Below are 18112 nucleotides of genomic sequence, written 5' to 3'. Positions count from 1 at the left end.
TCGAAATGTAATGTGATAACATGTGATTAACCGTTATTGAAGGGTTTTTTGGCGGAAAAACCCCTATGAATATTTTTTGTGAACCCACAAAAATTGACGGAATAATAAATGGAAGAAGGAATTAAAATGGATTTTACACCAGACAAAGAAGAACTAAAGCTTCTTGAACTAATTACAAAATGCCATGTTCAAGAGTATGCATTGGTTCGTCTAACCCCCACTATGCTACACAAATCAATTATTGATGCAGGACAGCCTATTCGTAAAGTTTTAAAAAATGGTTCTGTTATTGATTATGGCACAATTGATAAAGGTACTGCAAATAAAATTATGCAAGAAGTAGTATTAATTTCAGATGAAGTTTATACATTTAATTGTAGTTTTTATCGACCTGAAACGAAGAATGGAGACCCACGGTTTTGGGTCTATGGTTTGAAAAAGTTAACAAATGCTGAAGATTTAATTTATCTTACAACGTATAATAATCAATTGGTTATTATACCGTTAACTGGTGATACTTTTAATATAGGACTTATTAAGCAATTCTTCAAGAATGACCAAAATGAAATTAAAGATGAGCTTTTCGAGTTAATTAAAACTTTGAAACATAATGGACCTGTTTTAAGTGTATCGCCAGAAAAGTCTAATCCCAAAGATGTTGGTGATACATTGGAGCGTGAGCTTGGTATATTACCGAATTCAATTAAAACTGCTGATTTTAAGGAGAGTATTGAATTAAAAGCAAAACGGAAAAACATGAAAACAAGTGATACATTATTTTCCATGATTCCAGATTGGTCTTCTAGTCTAGTCAGCTCTTCTCCTATGATGATTAAAAATTTTGGATATACTTCAAGTAAATATGAAGGGTTTATAGATCTATATGTTACAGTATCCAATAAACCAAATAATCAAAAATTATATTTAAAAGTGGATGAAGAGCAAAATAAATTATCTCAATACTATATTGATGGTAAGGGATACCACGTAGAAACTTGTATATGGCATTTAGATGAGTTAGAACAACGTTTAAAAGCAAAACACCCTTCTACTTTATGGGTACTAGCAGAGGAGCAGCTTATTGATGGTAAAATTTATTATCATTACAATGAAGCTGTTTACACACAAAAACCAATTTTCTCATCATTTTTATTATTGATTTCGCAAGGATATATTACTTATGACTGGCGAGGGAGAGTAAGAGAAGATGGAACAGGGTATAAAGATAAAGGTCACTGTTTCAGAATTAAGCCAAAATATCGGAATTTGCTATTTAGCTCAACGGAGTTTGTAGACCTATAATATAAAGAAAAGACAGAAGTGTTATATGTAATAACATTTCTGTCTTTTCCTATTTACTAAAATTAAGTTAAATTGATACATTTTTAATTACCTATTGGATTTAAAGCTTTTGCAACTTCATTGGCAATTGCAGCAGCCATTAGAGGGGGCACTGCATTTCCGACTTGAGTAAATTGAGGGACTTCCTCAGTTCTCTTTGTTCCTCCAGTGGTACGTTTGCCCAAAAATTCAAAGCTATCGTCAAATGATTGAATTCTTGCCATTTCTCGGACATTTAATATTTTATTAAGCGTAGGGTGAATAAAATCATCTGGTAATGTAACCATTGTTGGACCTGGTCGATTAGCATCTAATCTACTTCTTGTATTTTTATTTGTTAGTAAGGCATTCCAAAGTTCATCCCACGTCATATCATTTCTATTTCCTAAAATAAATCTTTCCTGAATAATGTCTGTGAATTCAATTGGTTCATTATTTTCAAACCAATGTATTAAGTGGTTTTCCGTAATCCCAGTGTTAAAATTATTTCTAGCTGTTAATAAGAGTTCAGTGAAAGTGGCTGTATCTAAAATTGTAGTATCAATTGCTTTTTTCAATTCAGTCATATATCTAGATGAATTAATATCAAAACCCCAAAATTTTATTATTTTTTTGTAAATACTTACGTGATGTTTGTTCTCCAAAGTTATGTTACGTTCAGATAAAAAGTTTCTTAATATATTCATATTTTCGTTTTTATTAATATTAAAAGTAGTTTCGCGTAACAAATTAGGATAATTATTGAAATTTAACACTAATTGCTTTGAAATTTTTAAGTTCCTGAGTCTTGTCTTCAGAGTGCTTACAGATTCACCTTGGTTAAATAAAGAAAATCTTTCTCTTATTATTTCACTATGAGTAGCTTCCTCTATGTTGTGTTGACGGACATGATGAGCAATTGGAATGTTTGTTTCAAAATGAGGAGTTCTCCCATTCATAGAATTATTCATATAATCAACTTCAGTAGTTTGCATACTTATACCTGCAAGAGCTTCAGCAATTGTAATTTTTTCATCTGGGTTAGGAGTAGTAGGGATTGGATAATTGATAGGTGGCATATCTTCTCTATATGCTAGGAAAATTACCCGTTGCCTTTTTTGTGGTACACCATACTCTGAAGAATCTAAAATGCACGGTTCCAATACATTATAGCCAAATCTCTCTATTTCACTTCTAACTACATTTGAAATTAGTTCATTATCTGCATAATTAATTCCGTGAAAGCTTTCAAAATTAGGATTTATTTGCATACTCATAAACCCTGTAACGTTCTCCATTACAATATATTTAGGTTGAATATATTCAATAATCCGAAGATACTCTCTAAATAACATATTTCTTGGATCATTCACATCTCTTCGACCTGCAATGCTGAATCCCTGACATGGTGGTCCACCAAAAATAGCATCGATATCTCCCTGTTGAAAATTAATATTTCTTTCAGTAAAATAAGGTAATCTATTTACACTTTCCAAAATAAATTCACCTTGTAAATCATTAATATCAGAACGTTCGAAATGTGTATTGTTATCCTGAATTAATCCGAGTTGCTCATGTCTGTTCATATATGTGCTTTGAACATATGGACTTTTATCACTCGAAAAAACTATATGGAAACCTGCTTGCAGAATACCTTCACTAAAGCCACCTGCACCACAGAATAAATCTATTGCGTACATATAATCCACCTCAATAATAAATTAACATATTTTAATGATAAAAACCAGGCTTTTGTACTATTAGAAGATAAAAAGGGAAATTAGAACTAATTTATAAAATTCATTTTGTTAGTATACCATTTATCATCTGAATGTAGAAAGTCAATGATATTTGATTAATTTACTTTTACAGACTAACTTTTATTTAAAAAGATGAAAGATTCTAATAATTGTATACCTCCTTTTTTGTATAAAGAAAAAGTTAAAGTAAATCAAATTTATTTGAAAATATACTAGGAGCTTTGTGTTAGAAATTCCTTTTTACTTGTAACTTCACCATAATAATATATATTTAAAATAGTTTAATTTCCCATGAAATAATTGGACATAATAATTTGGAAAGAGTCGGTAGTGGTTCCTTGTATGTTTGTTATACTTGAAAAGAGCCATTTTTCCATCATAAAATTTTCCTAATTATGTTGCCATTCCAGTAATATAAAAACTATTATAGTTGTTGTGTTATATTATAAATAAGTGTAAAATAATAGTTTTTATATATCGGTATAGAACTTTGAAGTGGACTTAGTTATGAGTGCTACACATAATTGGCATTATGGCTAGTTCTCTAATTTCATTGAAATATTTAATACTTAAATAAGAGGAGGCTATTTCAAGTGGCGGATTCGTTTCCTAAAGATATTACCGATTCTATGAGAACATGTATATTATCTATTTTTTGGCCGAAAAAAGATATTATCTCATTTTTTGTGAATAATGGTTGTACGAAACAAGATTTGAAGCATGCTCTGAAGTACGAAGAGCTAAATTTGAGCAGATCAAAAATAATTGATTGTATTTTTGAAAATCTTAATAATAGAAATGATGGAGGGCTTGGGCAATTTCGAGCTATTTTACAAGCTTTATTGCAATGGAATCATTATGATCCTTACTATTTTGAAACACTTAAAAAATTGGATAAGGCTCAAGCGTTAAGAAATATAAATCATCTAAGACAATTACAAGAGATAAGAGATGCCAAGATAAAACAACAAATTGAAAGTCGTGAAAGTAAATACAAAGAAGCATTAAAAAGTAAAAATACTTTAGAAATTCTAAAAAAGCAATATCTCAGTTTGTATCAAGGTAAAGATGAATTTAATAAACCTATATCATTACAGAAGAGGGGCTATTTGTTTGAGGAATTAATTAGGAAATTATTAATAAAAGAGTCTATTCAAATTTCTGATTCTATAAAGTTAATTGGCGAACAAATTGATGGAACGATAAAGTATGATGGTGAAAATTATATTATAGAAGCAAAATGGCAAGATACATCAATTGCATCTAATGCACTTTATCATTTTGCTTATAAAGTAGAGGGGAAACTCTACGGAAGAGGCATATTTATATCTGTGAATGGATTTTCAGTTGAATCGATAAAAGCGCTTGTGCGAGGAAAAACACTTAATACTATATTAATAGATGGAGCGGATTTAATGTATGTTATGGAAGGATTGTATACATTAAATGAACTATTAGATAATAAAATTAAAGCTGCGCAAACTATGGGGAAAATATATATAGATGTGATAACAATGAAAGAAAAGGTTGAGATTTAAGAGAGGTTCCTAATATAATAATTATTTAATAATATTCAGATTTAATTGCAATAAAAATCAAAATTATCCACCTATACCATTTTAAATATAATAGTTAAACTATATATAACTACATTTTAAAAGGGGTGGGTTTAAATGTTATTGCTAAATAAAGACATTAGAAATTCTTATATTATAGCAGACTTTACAGGTTCAACGGATTGGATAAATAGTCCAATTAACAAACAAGCTATAGCTGATTTGCTAGAAAAAAAGCCATATTTACTTTTTTGTGACATTGATATTGAAGTATCCAATGTACAGTTTGCCTATATTTGTAATAGCTTTGATTCTATAGAAATATTTTCTTCAAGATTTATTCATGAAGAAATGGAATCAGGGGAGTTTGAAGCCATCGTAATTACTACGAATACAGATAGAATCAAATCCTGGACTGAACTAAATTTTTCTACTATTTATATAGAAACTGAAGGGGATAATAATCTTCTACAGCATGAACATATGCCTGATGAAATATGGGGAATAGAAGATTTTATAGATTTTGTTTATAAAGATTTCAATGGTAGTTCATATTTTATGGAACGAATTGGTTTGCCTAATGCACAGTCTTTACCGTATACGTACTACACATTCGAAGATAATAACCGTATTACAAATACACAATATGAAGTAGTATTTGCAGGAAGATCGTTTAAAGTAGCTGATAATAGGCAATATATCCACTTATTAAGTAGGAGCTTAAAAGAATTTAAATTTGAAGTAAATGGAGAGGTACGGGGGGCTAGAAAAGCTATCTTTGTTCTTTTTAATAAACTGCTTTTAGAAGTATTATCTAATATTGAGGATATAACATTAATTACAGCCATACCACCTAGACCTAACCAGCAACACCGTTTTTTTGGTTTTGAAGATTTCTACACAGGAGATATTCCTTTAGATTTTAATATTCTAGAAACAATAGATGATTATGAAACCCCAAAACAATACAGAACATATGAAGAAAAATATAATTGTGTAAAAGGTGCTTTTGATTGTACAGCAGAAGTTGAAGGGCATATAATTTTATTAGATGATATTTACACCACGGGAGTTACTACAAGTGAGTGTGTAAGAAAGTTGTTAGAGGCTGGAGCAACTAAAGTAACAGTAGTACCGATTGCTCATACACAAGCTTGTCCAGCAGAACAATATCTTCTGAAGGGCTTTATTTCTGAAAATGGAGATGAATATGTCCCTAGATTTAATAATGCTAGTGGGATAAATTTTTGGATTAAAAAAATAACTGGTGGAAGATCTCGGAATTATAAAGAGATATTTAACGAATATATAGAACAAAATAATTATTGGAATCATACAGATTCATATGGATATTTTTCACAGGATTTTAGCCGAGCAAAAGCAGTTATTTTTGATTTGGATAACACATTAATTCAAACTGATAGTCTGGAAACAATAAGATTTAAAAGTTTTTTTACTAGTAGTGATGAACGTTTTATAATTGGAAATTCTAGAGAATTAATTTCCTCAGAGATTCTAGCAAAATTAAAAAACAATGGAATTAAAATAGGAATTGTTACTCGTGCTAAAAAAGCATATGCTGAGAAAATTTTAAGTTTATACAATTATGATTATGATGTTTTAATTACAAGATATAGTTGTTTTAGAACTAAACCTTTCCCAGATCCGTTTATTAGTTGTGCATATAAATTGGGAGTTGACCCAACAGATGTTTTAACTATTGGCAATGAGCAAGTTGATTTAGATGCTAGCCATGCTGCGAAAATGGCGGCTTATATAATTAAGAATAATAATCTTGATGAGATAATTGATACTTTAGAGGGGCTTATAACTAGTTCTTAATTAAATGGAGAGTGTTTGTATGAATAACCTTTTTTGGTTAACCTTTAGCTGTATAAAAGGTGTTGGGAATATTGCCGTAAAAGAATTGTACTTTCAGCATCCATACACAGATTTTAATTTAATAAACAATCGATCTTTTCTTCAAACGTTAAAGCCATCTATAAAAAAATATTTATTAGATGAAGAGAGTATTCAGCAAGCTCGTGAAAAAGCATTGAATATTTTGGAATTACAAAGGATAAATGAAATAGAAGTTATCACTATTGATAGCGAGTATTATCCTATTTCTTTACGCTTTATAAAAGATCCTCCAGCTATTCTATATGCAAAAGGTAACATTGAATTATTGAAAGATCTTGATATGGTTGCAGTTGTAGGAACACGTGAACCTACACCTACAGGAGAAAATTCTAGTAGAAAAATAGCTGCAACTTTTGCAGAAATGGGATATACAATTGTTAGTGGATTAGCATTAGGAATTGATACAGCAGGTCACGAAGGCGCTTTAAGGGTAAAAGAAGGACGTACTATAGCTGTTTTGGCTGGGGATTTATCTAAAATCTATCCAGCAAAAAATAAAAACCTAGCTGAAAAAATCATCAAAAATAGAGGATTATTACTATCAGAAACTGGGATAGGACAGCCTGTAGGAAAAGGAAGTTTTGTTAAACGAGACAGGATTCAAAGTGGCTTATCTTTAGGGGTATGCCCGGTTCAAACACCAATAAAAAGCGGGACACAGCATACTATTCAATTTACTAGGGAACAAAAAAGGATTTTATTTACACCAGTAGTATTAGAAGTTGATAAGGAACAAGTTGCAAGTCAAGGAAATTTAGAATTAATTAAAGAAGATGGAGTAATTGTACTTAATCAACCAGAAGACTATAAGATAATTATTTTAAAAATGGGAGAAATAAAGGAACAATTTTTAAATTATACAGAGAAATTGAAAAGTAAAAAAATACCTAGAGTATTTGAAACAACATTGTATGATCAGGGAACGTTATTTTAAGTCTTAATTAAAATTTATACTAATAAACGTAGTCAAAAACGTAGTCAAAAAAATCAATTGCCCCCGCAGCTATTGATATATCAATACTTAGAGACGATTGGTTCGACTCCCGCCGTCTCCATAATACGATTTCAATGAGACTCAATGAATGTCAAAACCCTTGTGTTATTGAAGTGACCCCTATAAGTTAGACACGGTTATTTCATTAGGTAGCTTGGGTAAAACGAGTTCGGTATTGCACGAGGACACTGAAAAACTTACGTTTTTTATAACTCTTGGTTTTTTAGACAAAAAGAAGGCACATTCCGTTCGATTTGAACAGAATGTGCCTTCTTTCCTTTCCTACTTTTACTCGTTTAGAAGTTTTAATATCCGTTTGAGATTCACCGCAAATATCGTTGTTGCACCTTGAATTTCCATACCAAATAGACCCACTGATTTTGCTGTTTTATAACCATGTGGGTTTTTAATTTTACTATTTTTTGCTTCAATTTTATAACGTTTTTTCGAAAGGGTTTTGAATTCATCTGTTTCTTGAAGACGAATTTGCTCCTTATGTTCCATAGATTTAACTCTGATAGAGTATGTTTTACTTTTTGATCCTTCTTTATAGAACCCTTTGTGAATTGTTTATGTTTTACATTTTTAGATTTTTCTTGTAAAAATTCTTTCGGTGATTTTTGATTGTAACGGGCTTTTGTATGTGTCGCATCAACAATAATCGTTTTACTCGTGATAAGACCTCTCTCTAACGCAATTTCAACTGTCTTACCAATCAATAAATCTAATAAATTCATGTCTTGAAGGCGAAGACGACGGAATTTTGTCAGGGAACTTGAATCTATGACATCTTCTTCAGGTGCCATATCTAAAAAATATTTGAAGGACATATCGTATTTTGAACGTTCAATTAGATTGGCATCCGACAGATCATGTATCGCTTTTAACAGTAAATATTTGAACATACGAATAGGTGGAATAGCATTTCTACCATTATCCAAACAATACTTTGATTTTAGTTCGTCTAAAATAAATGAAAAATCAACGAGTTCATTGATTTGGCGAAGCATATTATCTTTCGGAATGATTAACTCATACAATGCCATATAAGGACTTAAATTTAATGTTTCTTGTTTGGAAATCATGGTCCCACCACCTCTAGTAAGTTTTTCTTATTATACTATAATGAAAGAAAAAGCGATTGTGAAAACGTAAATCCGTTCTCACAATCGCTTTTGTCATCTTGTGGACTTTTTCAGTGTCCTCGTATTGCACTGAACTCGTTTTTAATTTTGCCTTAATCCGTTTCGTATTATAGTAATTGATATATTTTTCTAATTCTATTTTAAAATGCTTTATACTTTTAAATTCTCTCATGTAAAGGAATTCTGATTTCATAATTCCAAAGAAGTTTTCCATGACAGAGTTGTCATAACAGTGTCCTTTACGAGACATACTTTGAAAAATCCTTTTTGATTCTAAGGAGCGACGATACTTCTTCATTTGATAGTGCCAGCCTTGATCGGAATGCATAAGTAGGTGGTGGTGCTTAGGTAAACGTTCGAACGCTTTGTCCAACATGTCTGAAACAAGTGAGTAGGTTGGTCTAGAGCCAATTGTATACGTGATAATTTTCCGGTTAAATAAATCTAAAACTGGCGACAAATAAAGTTTCTCACCAAATAATTTAAATTCCGCAATGTCTGTTACTTTTTTTATTTGGGGGCATCTGCTTTAAAATTGCGGTCTAAAATATTTGGCGCAATTTTGCCAACGTTTCCTTTAAAGGATTTATATTTTTTCATACGTACTAAGCATTTTAAACCAAGCTCTTTCATGATACGTTACACTTCTTTATGATTCACTTTTTGTCCACGATTCGCTAGTTCGTCACGAATACGACGATAGCCATAACGCCCTTCATGTTCTTCATAAATCGCCTTTATTTCCACTTTTAAATCGGCATTTGGATCCGGTCGATTCATACATTTTACTAAAATATAGTGCGCACTTCGTGGAATGCCAGCGAGTTTTACAAGAGCTTTCACCAAATATTTATGCCTTAACTCATAGACTACTTTTTCTGTGTCTTGTTTGGTGATTTTTCCTTGTGTTGAACTATGGCATTCAACTTTTTTTAAATACTTATTTTCCATTTCTAGTTGTTTAATACGTGCTTCAAGTGCTTCGGTAGAGCCCTCAACTGGTGCTTGTTTCGATTGTTTATTGAATTCTTTTTTCTTGGATGGACGCCCCTTTTTCTTTGATTGAAGGGCATTTAATCCTTTTGTTTCATTTTGCTTTCTCCAAACACTAATTGTTGAAGGGACAGGTATCTTAAAAATCGCTGTCGTTTCGTTTAAGGACGTACCGTTTTCAATCATAAAATTTAGTACACCCAATTTAAATGTTAGTGTGTAATTTGTATATGGTTGAGAAAAAGCTTCCACACCATGGTATTCATATTGTTTAATCCATTTAAGGATTGCTTTATGATCCGCCTCCAAAAATTTAGCGATTTCATTAGCACTTTCTCTTCCATTTAAATAACGCTCAACTGCTTTTAATTTATCTTCTGCAGTATATTTAAACATAGAAAAAAATGCACCTACATTGTGAACTGAACCCCGAATAGTGGACACTTCATACCAAGGGTTTTTATTTTGCCTATTGCATTAAACTGCAGTTAATTACAACAACCCGATGTTACTATCGAATAGAATTTTCTATTTATATGCTCACAAAGCTGTAGAATTTATTGGTGCCTTCTTCTTTTGTTTTTTGAGTAACATATGCATAGATCTTCATTGGTGTTTGTACGTGACTATGGTCTAAACAATCTTGCATTTCCTTCAAGCTTGCACCTACTTCAAATAACAATAAGCAATCATCTTTATACTGCTATTCACTGTATAACCTTTCAATATCAACTTTGTAAGTTCCTCTTAATCAGCAATCTATCACAAGTGAAAAAAGGATTAATTATGATAAAATGAAAACAAAATTGCAATTAGTTAACGTTATATTTAGATTTTAACCAGAGTATTATGATAAGGAGTAAAGAAATGGAAGCTATCGAAATACTAACATGGCCTTTTATACAAGAAAGTATTAATCAAATCAACAACAAAGAGCAGTATTTAAATTATCCAGTTATTTATGTTTTAAATGGCAATAAAGAAGCTTATATTGGTGAAACTGTTTATTTTAAAAATCGTATGAAAGCTCATTTAAAAGCGCGGAAAAATATTAACCAAGTAAATTTGATTAAGCATGAACACTTTAATCGTTCGGCAACCTTTCATCTAGAGACAAAGCTGATTAACTACTTTCTAGGTGATGAAAAATACACACTTCAAAATAAAAGTAAAACAGCTAGTGATTTTACGCACAACTATTACAACAAGCCTTACTACGATCAACAATTATTTAAAGAACTTTGGCAAAAACTACATGAACAAAAGCTAGTCGACAATGAGCTACATGTGATTGAACTGAAGAAGCATCTTCAAACTTATATCGTACAGAAAATTATTTAACTGTGAACCAGGAGGAAATGTTTAAAACGTATAAAAATATAGCTAAACAGGTAAAGCATTTAAAAGGGAAAAACTTTGCAAAGCCTACATCATTGATTAATACGTTGCAAAAAGAGAACAAAAAGGCTGATATCATTTTCGTTGATGAAGCGCATTTACTGTTAACAAAGCCAGATACTTATAATAACTTCCATGGAAATAATCATTTAGAGGAGCTGTTGAAGCTAGCGAAAGTAGTTGTCATCATTTATGACCAAGATCAAGTGTTGAAACTGAAGAGTCTATGGGGAGCAGCAATATTAGAAGAGCTCAAAAAATTAAGCACACTTCACGAAGAATATCAGTTAACCAATCAATTCCGCATGCAGGCTAATGATGACGTAATTAATTGGATTAACGAATTCAAGCGTAAAAAATTAATGCCGCTTCCTAAAGATAAAAACTATGAATTTAAAGTGTTTGAATCGATGAAAGACATGCATGATGAAATTAAAGCAAAAAATACAAAGCACGGTTTAAGTCGTGTTGTATCAACGTTTGATTACATACATAAAAAAGACGGTGGGACATACTACGTGAAGGAATCAAATGGTGAATACCAACTACCATGGAATACAACAAGTACGAAATATACGTGGGCTGAAAAAGCTGAAACGGTTCATGAGGCCGGCTCAATTTATACAATACAAGGCTTTGATTTAAATTATGTTGGGGTAGTGCTTGGGCCATCTGTTCAATATGATGCTGCCAAAGATGAAATCATCATTGATACGAGTAAGTATATGGATAAAGGTGCGTATACAGGTATGGACGGAATTAAAAATGTAAATGAAGCAAAGGAAAAAATCGTCCTAAATTCGATCAACATCTTAATGAAGCGTGGAATTAAGGGGCTGTACATTTATTCAAGTGATGAAGCATTACGTAATAAACTTTTAGAATATCAAGAAGTAGGTGAATAGCATGAGTGAGTTAGAGTGATTAACTGGTAATATTTTTAAATCCAAAGAGCAACGTAACTAGCGGCAAATCCATAATCCTAAGAATCTAACGCTCTCTTTATCACTAGAAGCAAGTGCATTATTAGAGCTATTTCAACGGAAAAAGAGTGAGGAAGCAGTTGAAAAGGATTTAGATAAGATGAAGGATAAGCTAGCAGATGTTCGGATTAATGCAAAATTATTTGCAAATGAGACGGATATGGACTTAGTGAATATAATAAACAATAAATTTCAAAAAATAATTGGAAATATCCTAATTTAAAAAAACTTTCTACATATTTAAAAAAGGCCAGAAACTATAGTTACTTATTAGTCTATGGAAACTTGTTATTTTCTAAAATTAAGAAGTTGAATTGAGATAAAATAAACGAAGCATATGTTGATAAAATTCTAATATCAACGACTCAAAATGAATAAAAGAACAAAATACATAATAACTTCAACCTTAAATGAAAGAAGATAGAAGAAGGGGATTTTATATGGGAAACCGAACATTTCTGAGCGTTACAAATACCGATGCAGATTCAGTCGATTATGAGAATATAGCTTTCGAGACGAATAATTTTCTTGCTCCAGTATGGTTTTGTCTGGTCAGCCAAGAGCAGTTCCAGGGCTATAGCGAGCAGCTTATGCAGGCATGGAGCAAAATTCAGCCCCATATGGATCAACCGGATATGGAGGAACTGCCTGAGTGGGAATCCTTTTCTGAGGCATTCCAATGGCAGATTACGTGGAAGGATGCTGCAGAACAGTTGCGCCTGAATTTACCTGGTACGCTGGCTCGTTTCCCTTCGCTTGCTGCTCCAGTACATGAGTGGCTTGAAACCTTATCGACCCATGTCCAGCGGTATTCTGCTCCTGTTATTTATCTGGAACTTTCGCAATATTTCTCGTTCACGGGGGATCCCACTCTTTATTTGAAAGACATTCAAGAGTACGTTACTCTCTGGCAGTCGCCTCATCCCTCACAGGAGAAGGTTTGGCAGGAAGTAGCTGAAAACTTTTATATGTTGAATGGGGAGCATTTGCGATGGAGAGAACGTATGGTAACTCAAACTGAGCGCGCTCCGGAAATTCAACCAGCACAGTCTATTCCTCCAGCATCTAGTAAGCGTCAGTCCAAATGGAGGCAGGAGCTCTACATCTGGTTGCTTGCCATTCTGTCTGCAGCCCTCTTTTTTACCGTCTATGTAAAAACCTCCAGTGGTTGGTTGGCGGTGCTCGGCTTTCTCATTCCTTCACTGCTAATGATCTTGTGGAATGTGGTTATCGGTTCTAAAAAAACCTCACGCCATCAACTGGAGGAGGTCACGACATTGAAGAGGGATAGTACCTCCTCTTCTGCTGTGCTTATGATTGAATATTTTGATGGACATTCACCTATTGGGAAGGATGGTATGGAAATAGATCCTTCAGAGGATAAATCATTACCAGACTTTATTCCCTGGCTGCAAATTATGCAAGCAAAGGAGCTTTCATCTCAAGAGATAGAGCTCACTGTTTCTACTAAAAATTTACCAGTTTCTACCTTGCAACTTCATTTGAAGCTGAATGAACAATTGGTAGCCAAGGATATTGTATTAGCTGTAAATGCCATTGTGTTGGCTCATAAAATGTCCATTTAACTGCAATGACTTCGACCTCAACTAAAAGCTGCCCAGTGGTCCTTAATATAAGATACTGATAGAGGAGATTATTAGTAATTAAATTAACATAGGTACCATGTTCTATGAAATTTAAACATGGTACCTAACAGAATTAATATTGTGAAGAAAATTTCAACGAGTTAATGACAAATAAGTTGACTCTACTTGTAAAATAAAATTTAAAATACTATCATAAAAATCTAATTCCTTTAGTAAATCCGAATTTTCTAGATTATAAAGATTGATTTCCCAATGTTCATACTCTCTTTTACAAACAGCTTCATTTAAGCTTAACTTCTCTACTAGTTCTATAGAAAGGTTCTCCTCCTCAAAATAAGGGGTTTCAGCAAGGTCAAGATGTTCAATTAAAGATAATTCATTGCTACAAGTTGAGGTATAATATATTTTATCTTGATTGTAGTATGCAATCTGCATTTGAATAACCTTTAAATAGTTTAAAATTTTTTCATCATAATTACCTTTACCTAAAGAATCTAGAAATTTTTTCAGCATGGGTACAGTATAGTCTTGATTAAGGGTACTAGGGGTTAATTCATTAAGCATTCTATACATAGTACCCTCCCAATTAAAATCTCTAAAATAATGTGATCTATATTCAAAATAGGGGAAAGTACTCTTCGCATCATCTTTTTTGAATTTATTATATTGAATTTGATGTAAATTATCTCCCCACAAACCTTTAATTTCATCATCTAAAATATCCATAGATGCTAAGTAAGCATGACAAAACAAGTATACATGAATGTGTAATAAATGTATCCATTTCCTATCTTCAATAATTAGATTTTGAAAAATTAACTCTTTAAATACTTTATCCTCTGTTAGAAACTCCTTATATATTTCACTTGATAAAAACTCCTTTTTCCTAATAATAGGTTCATCAGATTGGTACATAAATAAATTTACACATAGCGAACAAAACTCAACTAATTTTGTGATTAAATCTTTGTCGTCTTTACATATTGCTCTTATGAAAAGTATACTTACATGACACTCTTGTTGTGGTAATTTGTAAATATTTGTATATTCGAGTGCCTTAAGAAGTTGTAGAACAGATTCCTTTGTATTTAACAAAGAGAGATATAGATATTGTGAATTATCTATAGCGCTAATTAATTCTTCTTTAATTTTTGTATTTAATTTGCTATTTGAAATTAGTCTATTAATTTCTTGCTCCTCTAAAGAAATTTCTGATGGTCCAAATAGCCATGATGAGGTATTTTGCTTGATTTTTTCTAATTCTATTTCGTCTTGATCTTCATTTTCATCATAAATGTAATCTTGTTGTAAGCTAGAAGAGTTAGAGTGGATATTTCTAGTCATGTGAGAACGTCCACATAATTCGTAAATTTGCTTATCCAGTCTCTTTGTATACCTTATACCCCATTCTTGTAATGAATCAGAAATAGAATCAATTAAAAAGTCGATATCTACATAACGCTTATATTCATAAAGAAAAATTAGTTCATCTAATACAATTTCTTCAATAGCAATAGTGGAGAGTTTTTTTGAATCTTTCATGTAATGACTGTATTCTACAGGGAATATATCACCTAATGATTCTCCGAAAATGTAATGACGAATAGTAAATGATTGTTCATAATATTTACTGATTATATAATTCCCATCGAAGTTCATTCCAAGATTGATACAACGTTGGAGAATACCCGGTAAATTAATCAAATCATTATATTGTGCTAATTCATTTCCTTCCCCCATGTAAGAGCAATAACTATGAATCTGTTGTTCTAAAAATGTGAATATTTTGGATGATAATTATTTTCGAGGCTACGGTTTGCTATTTTACCAACGTGGGATTTTGTTTATTATACAATCAATAAAAAGACAAATAAAAAGGCAATTATCATCGACTAATGCAGTTAGAATCTATTTATATGCACTTAATAAAACTAAAGATCATTAATGAACATGTAAATTTTGTAGGGATTCTAAGCAAGTGGTTACTTTAAATGGCTTCAAAATTTGGAAAAACACGCATTACTTAAAGAATCGGACTATCAGATTATATATTATTAAAAGCCATTTACGATCAAGGAAAAGAAAAATCAGCTATTATGGATTTTATATGGCACTTGTAGATGTGCTGGATACGCCGATGAACCATAAAGAGATTTTTCGCCTCATGCATAAATTCAATTTATACGCCAAAAGAATCCCTATCGTCAGTTAAAGAAAGCAACGGAAACGCATCACGGTATTCCGAATCATTTAAAACGTGAATTTAAACAGGATGAGCTAGGAAAAATATTCTTAACAGATATTACGCATCTTTACTATCAAGGTGGCCAAATTGCTTATTTATCCTGCGTAAAAGATGTCGCAACTCGAGAAATCGTTGCGTATGGGTTGTCGTAAATGCTTAAAATGTCGCTTGTTTATAAGATACTTGCAAAGTTGAACCCTCATTTAGACGACAATCTTCATCCGGAAGCCATGATTCACTCCTATCAAGGCGTTCATTATATACAGCCAGAGTTTCAGCAGTTTGTGAAAGAAATGGGTCAATGTCACGTTGAGGAAACTGCCTCGATAATGCGCCAGTGTAATCGTTCTTTGGTCATTTTAAAGATCAAGTAGATTACAAGGAAGCAGAAAGTTTAGCTGAGTTGCATGGCGCTCATGATGGAATATATGGACCATTACAACAACACAAGAAAAAAATGGACATTAAAAAAGATGACTCCAGCAAGATACCAGGGTCATCTAATCGTAGCGTAAGAACAACTACATCGCTTTTTATTAAACGGTCTACAAAATAGGGTTCAATTCAGATGAGGGTAAAACCATAATTATATTAATAAAGTCCCTAAAAGAACCATTTAGGGACTTTATCATATCAAAAATAGAATATTTCCTTACATATACTTTTATAAGAAGCACTTTACATATACTAAATTTTATGTTAAATTACTCGATAATAAATTGGACGAAGGGAGGTGCAAGCAATGTTAACTGTTTTTAGAATTCTTTTTGGTAAAAATGTAAAACTTGGAAATGGTTTAGCGGACAAAGGGAGTAGTCTGTCCTTTTTTAAGCTATACAACCATATAAAAACAGTTATCGGAGCTTCGCCTCTATGCCAAGTAAAATACAAAATAATGACTTAGTGTCCCTATTTATTTGAGCATATTTTTTATATTGAGTTTGGCACCGATAATTTTATTGGTGCCTTTTTTGTGCTTATTTTTAATTAAAGGGATAGACAACTCCCTTCTATTTACTCCTATAAAACTAGAGAGTCATATGGAAGGATGAGAAAGATGCAATTAAAACAAAACAATAAGTATATAAGAATAAACGATTTTTTAATGGAACATAATTACCCTAATTTTAGAATGAAGCAAATATTGAATGCCATTTTTAAAGAAAAAATAGATAAGTTCAATGAAATGAATGTACTTCCTAAATCGTTGAGAGAGAATTTAGTTAGAGAATTTGGAGAGTCTATTTTAGATGTGACTCCTTTAATGGAACAACATTCTGAGCAAGTTTCAAAAGTCTTATTTGGAATTGCAGGAGACGAAAAAATAGAAACGGTAAATATGAAATATAAAGCTGGTTGGGAGTCATTTTGTATATCCTCGCAGTGCGGTTGTAATTTTGGTTGTAAATTTTGTGCAACTGGAGATATAGGTTTAAAACGCAACTTAACGTCAGATGAAATTACTGACCAAATTTTGTATTTTTACTTAAAAGGACATTCAATTGATAGTATTTCATTTATGGGAATGGGAGAAGCATTAGCTAATGTCCAAGTTTTTGATGCTTTAAAAGTACTGACAAATCCTGAGTTGTTTGCCTTGAGTCCTCGTAGATTATCAATTTCAACAATTGGCATTATTCCAGGCATTAAAAAAATGACCCAAAACTATCCACAGGTCAATCTAACATTTTCATTACATTCTCCTTTTAATGAGCAGCGAAGCAAGCTAATGCCGATTAATGAACGCTACCCACTATCGGATGTAATGGATACATTGGATGAGCATATACGAATGACCTCAAGAAAAGTTTACATTGCTTATATTATATTGCCAGGAGTGAATGATTCTATTAAACATGCAAAAGAAGTAGTAAACCTTTTAAGAGGTAGATATAAAAAAGGTAATTTATTTCACGTGAACATTATCAGGTATAACCCAACTGTTAGTTCACCAATGAGGTTTGAAGACGTAAATGAGAATCAAGTTGTAAACTTCTATAAAGAATTAAAGTCAGCAGGAATTAACGTTACCATTAGAAGTCAATTTGGAATTGATATAGATGCTGCTTGCGGGCAGTTGTATGGAAACTATCAAAAAAACACTAAATAAAGGTGAGAATAAAATGTTTAGAACGTGGGAAGTACCATAAGAGACTTTTATTAACAATCTATTGATATAGTATTACAG

Annotated in this window: 12 protein-coding genes and 3 pseudogenes; 10 read left to right on the top strand and 5 right to left on the bottom strand. The window is 31.9% G+C overall.

All coding sequences use genetic code 11. The features are described 5' to 3' along the window. Nucleotides 1–126 precede the first annotated feature (126 nt). On the top strand, nt 127–1302 hold the full coding sequence (locus tag TY13_RS12570; RefSeq protein WP_042476470.1) for an MvaI/BcnI family restriction endonuclease: 1176 nt from the start codon (nt 127–129) through the stop codon (nt 1300–1302). A gap of 83 nt (nt 1303–1385) precedes the next feature. On the opposite strand, the gene dcm is transcribed toward TY13_RS12570, so the two are convergent. Continuing rightward, the gene (dcm, locus tag TY13_RS12565; RefSeq protein ID WP_042476469.1) at nt 1386–3020 is read right to left on the bottom strand and encodes a DNA (cytosine-5-)-methyltransferase; all 1635 of its coding nucleotides are present in this window, start codon (nt 3018–3020) and stop codon (nt 1386–1388) included. Between the two features lie 653 nt (nt 3021–3673). Between dcm and TY13_RS12560 the strand changes: the two genes are divergently transcribed. The 3 genes from TY13_RS12560 to TY13_RS19880 all read left to right on the top strand — a co-directional run bounded on the left by TY13_RS12560 (nt 3674) and on the right by TY13_RS19880 (nt 7493). Then, nucleotides 3674–4618 carry a restriction endonuclease gene (locus TY13_RS12560; protein WP_154661603.1) on the top strand — a complete coding sequence of 315 codons (945 nt, stop codon included), beginning with the start codon at nt 3674–3676 and terminating at the stop codon, nt 4616–4618. 135 nt (nt 4619–4753) lie between these two features. After that, a complete protein-coding gene (locus TY13_RS19885) occupies nt 4754–6478 on the top strand; it encodes an HAD hydrolase-like protein (RefSeq protein WP_052344332.1) in 1725 nt (574 codons plus the stop codon). Between the two features lie 19 nt (nt 6479–6497). Further along, entirely contained in the window at nt 6498–7493 is a 996-nt protein-coding gene (locus TY13_RS19880) for a DNA-processing protein DprA (RefSeq protein WP_052344331.1), read from the top strand. A gap of 348 nt (nt 7494–7841) precedes the next feature. On the opposite strand, the gene TY13_RS21325 is transcribed toward TY13_RS19880, so the two are convergent. The 3 genes and pseudogenes from TY13_RS21325 to TY13_RS20440 all read right to left on the bottom strand — a co-directional run. Continuing rightward, entirely contained in the window at nt 7842–8057 is a 216-nt protein-coding gene (locus tag TY13_RS21325) for a transposase (RefSeq protein WP_407637728.1), read from the bottom strand. Between the two features lie 71 nt (nt 8058–8128). Beyond that, nucleotides 8129–8638, bottom strand: a pseudogene (locus TY13_RS20205) (transposase); the annotation flags it as partial. Nucleotides 8639–8759: 121 nt separating this feature from the next. Then, nucleotides 8760–10087: pseudogene (locus tag TY13_RS20440) on the bottom strand (IS3 family transposase); the annotation flags it as partial. Nucleotides 10088–10558: 471 nt separating this feature from the next. On the opposite strand from TY13_RS20440, the gene TY13_RS21190 reads away from it, so the two are divergent. The 3 genes from TY13_RS21190 to TY13_RS12515 all read left to right on the top strand — a co-directional run bounded on the left by TY13_RS21190 (nt 10559) and on the right by TY13_RS12515 (nt 13658). Further along, nucleotides 10559–11032, top strand: a complete 474-nt coding sequence (locus TY13_RS21190) for a GIY-YIG nuclease family protein (protein WP_052344330.1) — start codon at nt 10559–10561, stop codon at nt 11030–11032. Between the two features lie 17 nt (nt 11033–11049). Beyond that, nucleotides 11050–11994: a DUF2075 domain-containing protein gene (locus TY13_RS12520; protein ID WP_052344329.1), complete on the top strand. Its 945-nt coding sequence runs from the start codon at nt 11050–11052 to the stop codon at nt 11992–11994. A 518-nt stretch (nt 11995–12512) separates the two neighbouring features. Then, nucleotides 12513–13658 carry a hypothetical protein gene (locus TY13_RS12515; protein WP_042476458.1) on the top strand — a complete coding sequence of 382 codons (1146 nt, stop codon included), beginning with the start codon at nt 12513–12515 and terminating at the stop codon, nt 13656–13658. 153 nt (nt 13659–13811) lie between these two features. On the opposite strand, the gene TY13_RS12510 is transcribed toward TY13_RS12515, so the two are convergent. Next, complete coding sequence (locus TY13_RS12510) at nt 13812–15419, bottom strand: hypothetical protein (protein WP_154661602.1); 1608 nt, start codon at nt 15417–15419, stop codon at nt 13812–13814. Between the two features lie 237 nt (nt 15420–15656). On the opposite strand from TY13_RS12510, the pseudogene TY13_RS21055 reads away from it, so the two are divergent. From TY13_RS21055 to TY13_RS12500, 3 genes and pseudogenes are all read left to right on the top strand, one after another. Then, nucleotides 15657–16439: pseudogene (locus TY13_RS21055) on the top strand (IS3 family transposase); the annotation flags it as partial. A 227-nt stretch (nt 16440–16666) separates the two neighbouring features. Further along, nucleotides 16667–16828, top strand: a complete 162-nt coding sequence (locus TY13_RS20890; RefSeq protein ID WP_195891694.1) for a hypothetical protein — start codon at nt 16667–16669, stop codon at nt 16826–16828. A 153-nt stretch (nt 16829–16981) separates the two neighbouring features. Further along, nucleotides 16982–18034, top strand: coding sequence for a Cfr family 23S rRNA (adenine(2503)-C(8))-methyltransferase (locus TY13_RS12500; RefSeq protein ID WP_042476450.1), 1053 nt, complete (start codon nt 16982–16984; stop codon nt 18032–18034). Nucleotides 18035–18112 lie beyond the last annotated feature (78 nt).

Origin of the sequence: Bacillus ndiopicus, assembly GCF_000612805.1 — a bacterium.
Taxonomy (GTDB): domain Bacteria; phylum Bacillota; class Bacilli; order Bacillales_A; family Planococcaceae; genus Metasolibacillus; species Metasolibacillus ndiopicus.
Note: the sequence above shows the minus strand (reverse complement) of the source record. Positions and strands in the feature narration are given on the sequence as shown.

What these genes read in the sequence shown, in the direction of transcription:
- TY13_RS12520 (WP_052344329.1), top strand. Translation starts at nt 11,050, where the DNA reads ATGTTTAAAACGTATAAAAATATAGCTAAACAGGTAAAGCATTTAAAA.
- TY13_RS21190 (WP_052344330.1), top strand. Translation starts at nt 10,559, where the DNA reads ATGGAAGCTATCGAAATACTAACATGGCCTTTTATACAAGAAAGTATT.
- TY13_RS19880 (WP_052344331.1), top strand. Translation starts at nt 6,498, where the DNA reads ATGAATAACCTTTTTTGGTTAACCTTTAGCTGTATAAAAGGTGTTGGG.
- TY13_RS12515 (WP_042476458.1), top strand. Translation starts at nt 12,513, where the DNA reads ATGGGAAACCGAACATTTCTGAGCGTTACAAATACCGATGCAGATTCA.
- TY13_RS12510 (WP_154661602.1), bottom strand. Translation starts at nt 15,419, where the DNA reads ATGGGGGAAGGAAATGAATTAGCACAATATAATGATTTGATTAATTTA.
- TY13_RS21325 (WP_407637728.1), bottom strand. Translation starts at nt 8,057, where the DNA reads ATGGAACATAAGGAGCAAATTCGTCTTCAAGAAACAGATGAATTCAAA.
- TY13_RS12570 (WP_042476470.1), top strand. Translation starts at nt 127, where the DNA reads ATGGATTTTACACCAGACAAAGAAGAACTAAAGCTTCTTGAACTAATT.
- TY13_RS12500 (WP_042476450.1), top strand. Translation starts at nt 16,982, where the DNA reads ATGCAATTAAAACAAAACAATAAGTATATAAGAATAAACGATTTTTTA.
- TY13_RS19885 (WP_052344332.1), top strand. Translation starts at nt 4,754, where the DNA reads ATGTTATTGCTAAATAAAGACATTAGAAATTCTTATATTATAGCAGAC.
- dcm (WP_042476469.1), bottom strand. Translation starts at nt 3,020, where the DNA reads ATGTACGCAATAGATTTATTCTGTGGTGCAGGTGGCTTTAGTGAAGGT.
- TY13_RS20890 (WP_195891694.1), top strand. Translation starts at nt 16,667, where the DNA reads ATGTTAACTGTTTTTAGAATTCTTTTTGGTAAAAATGTAAAACTTGGA.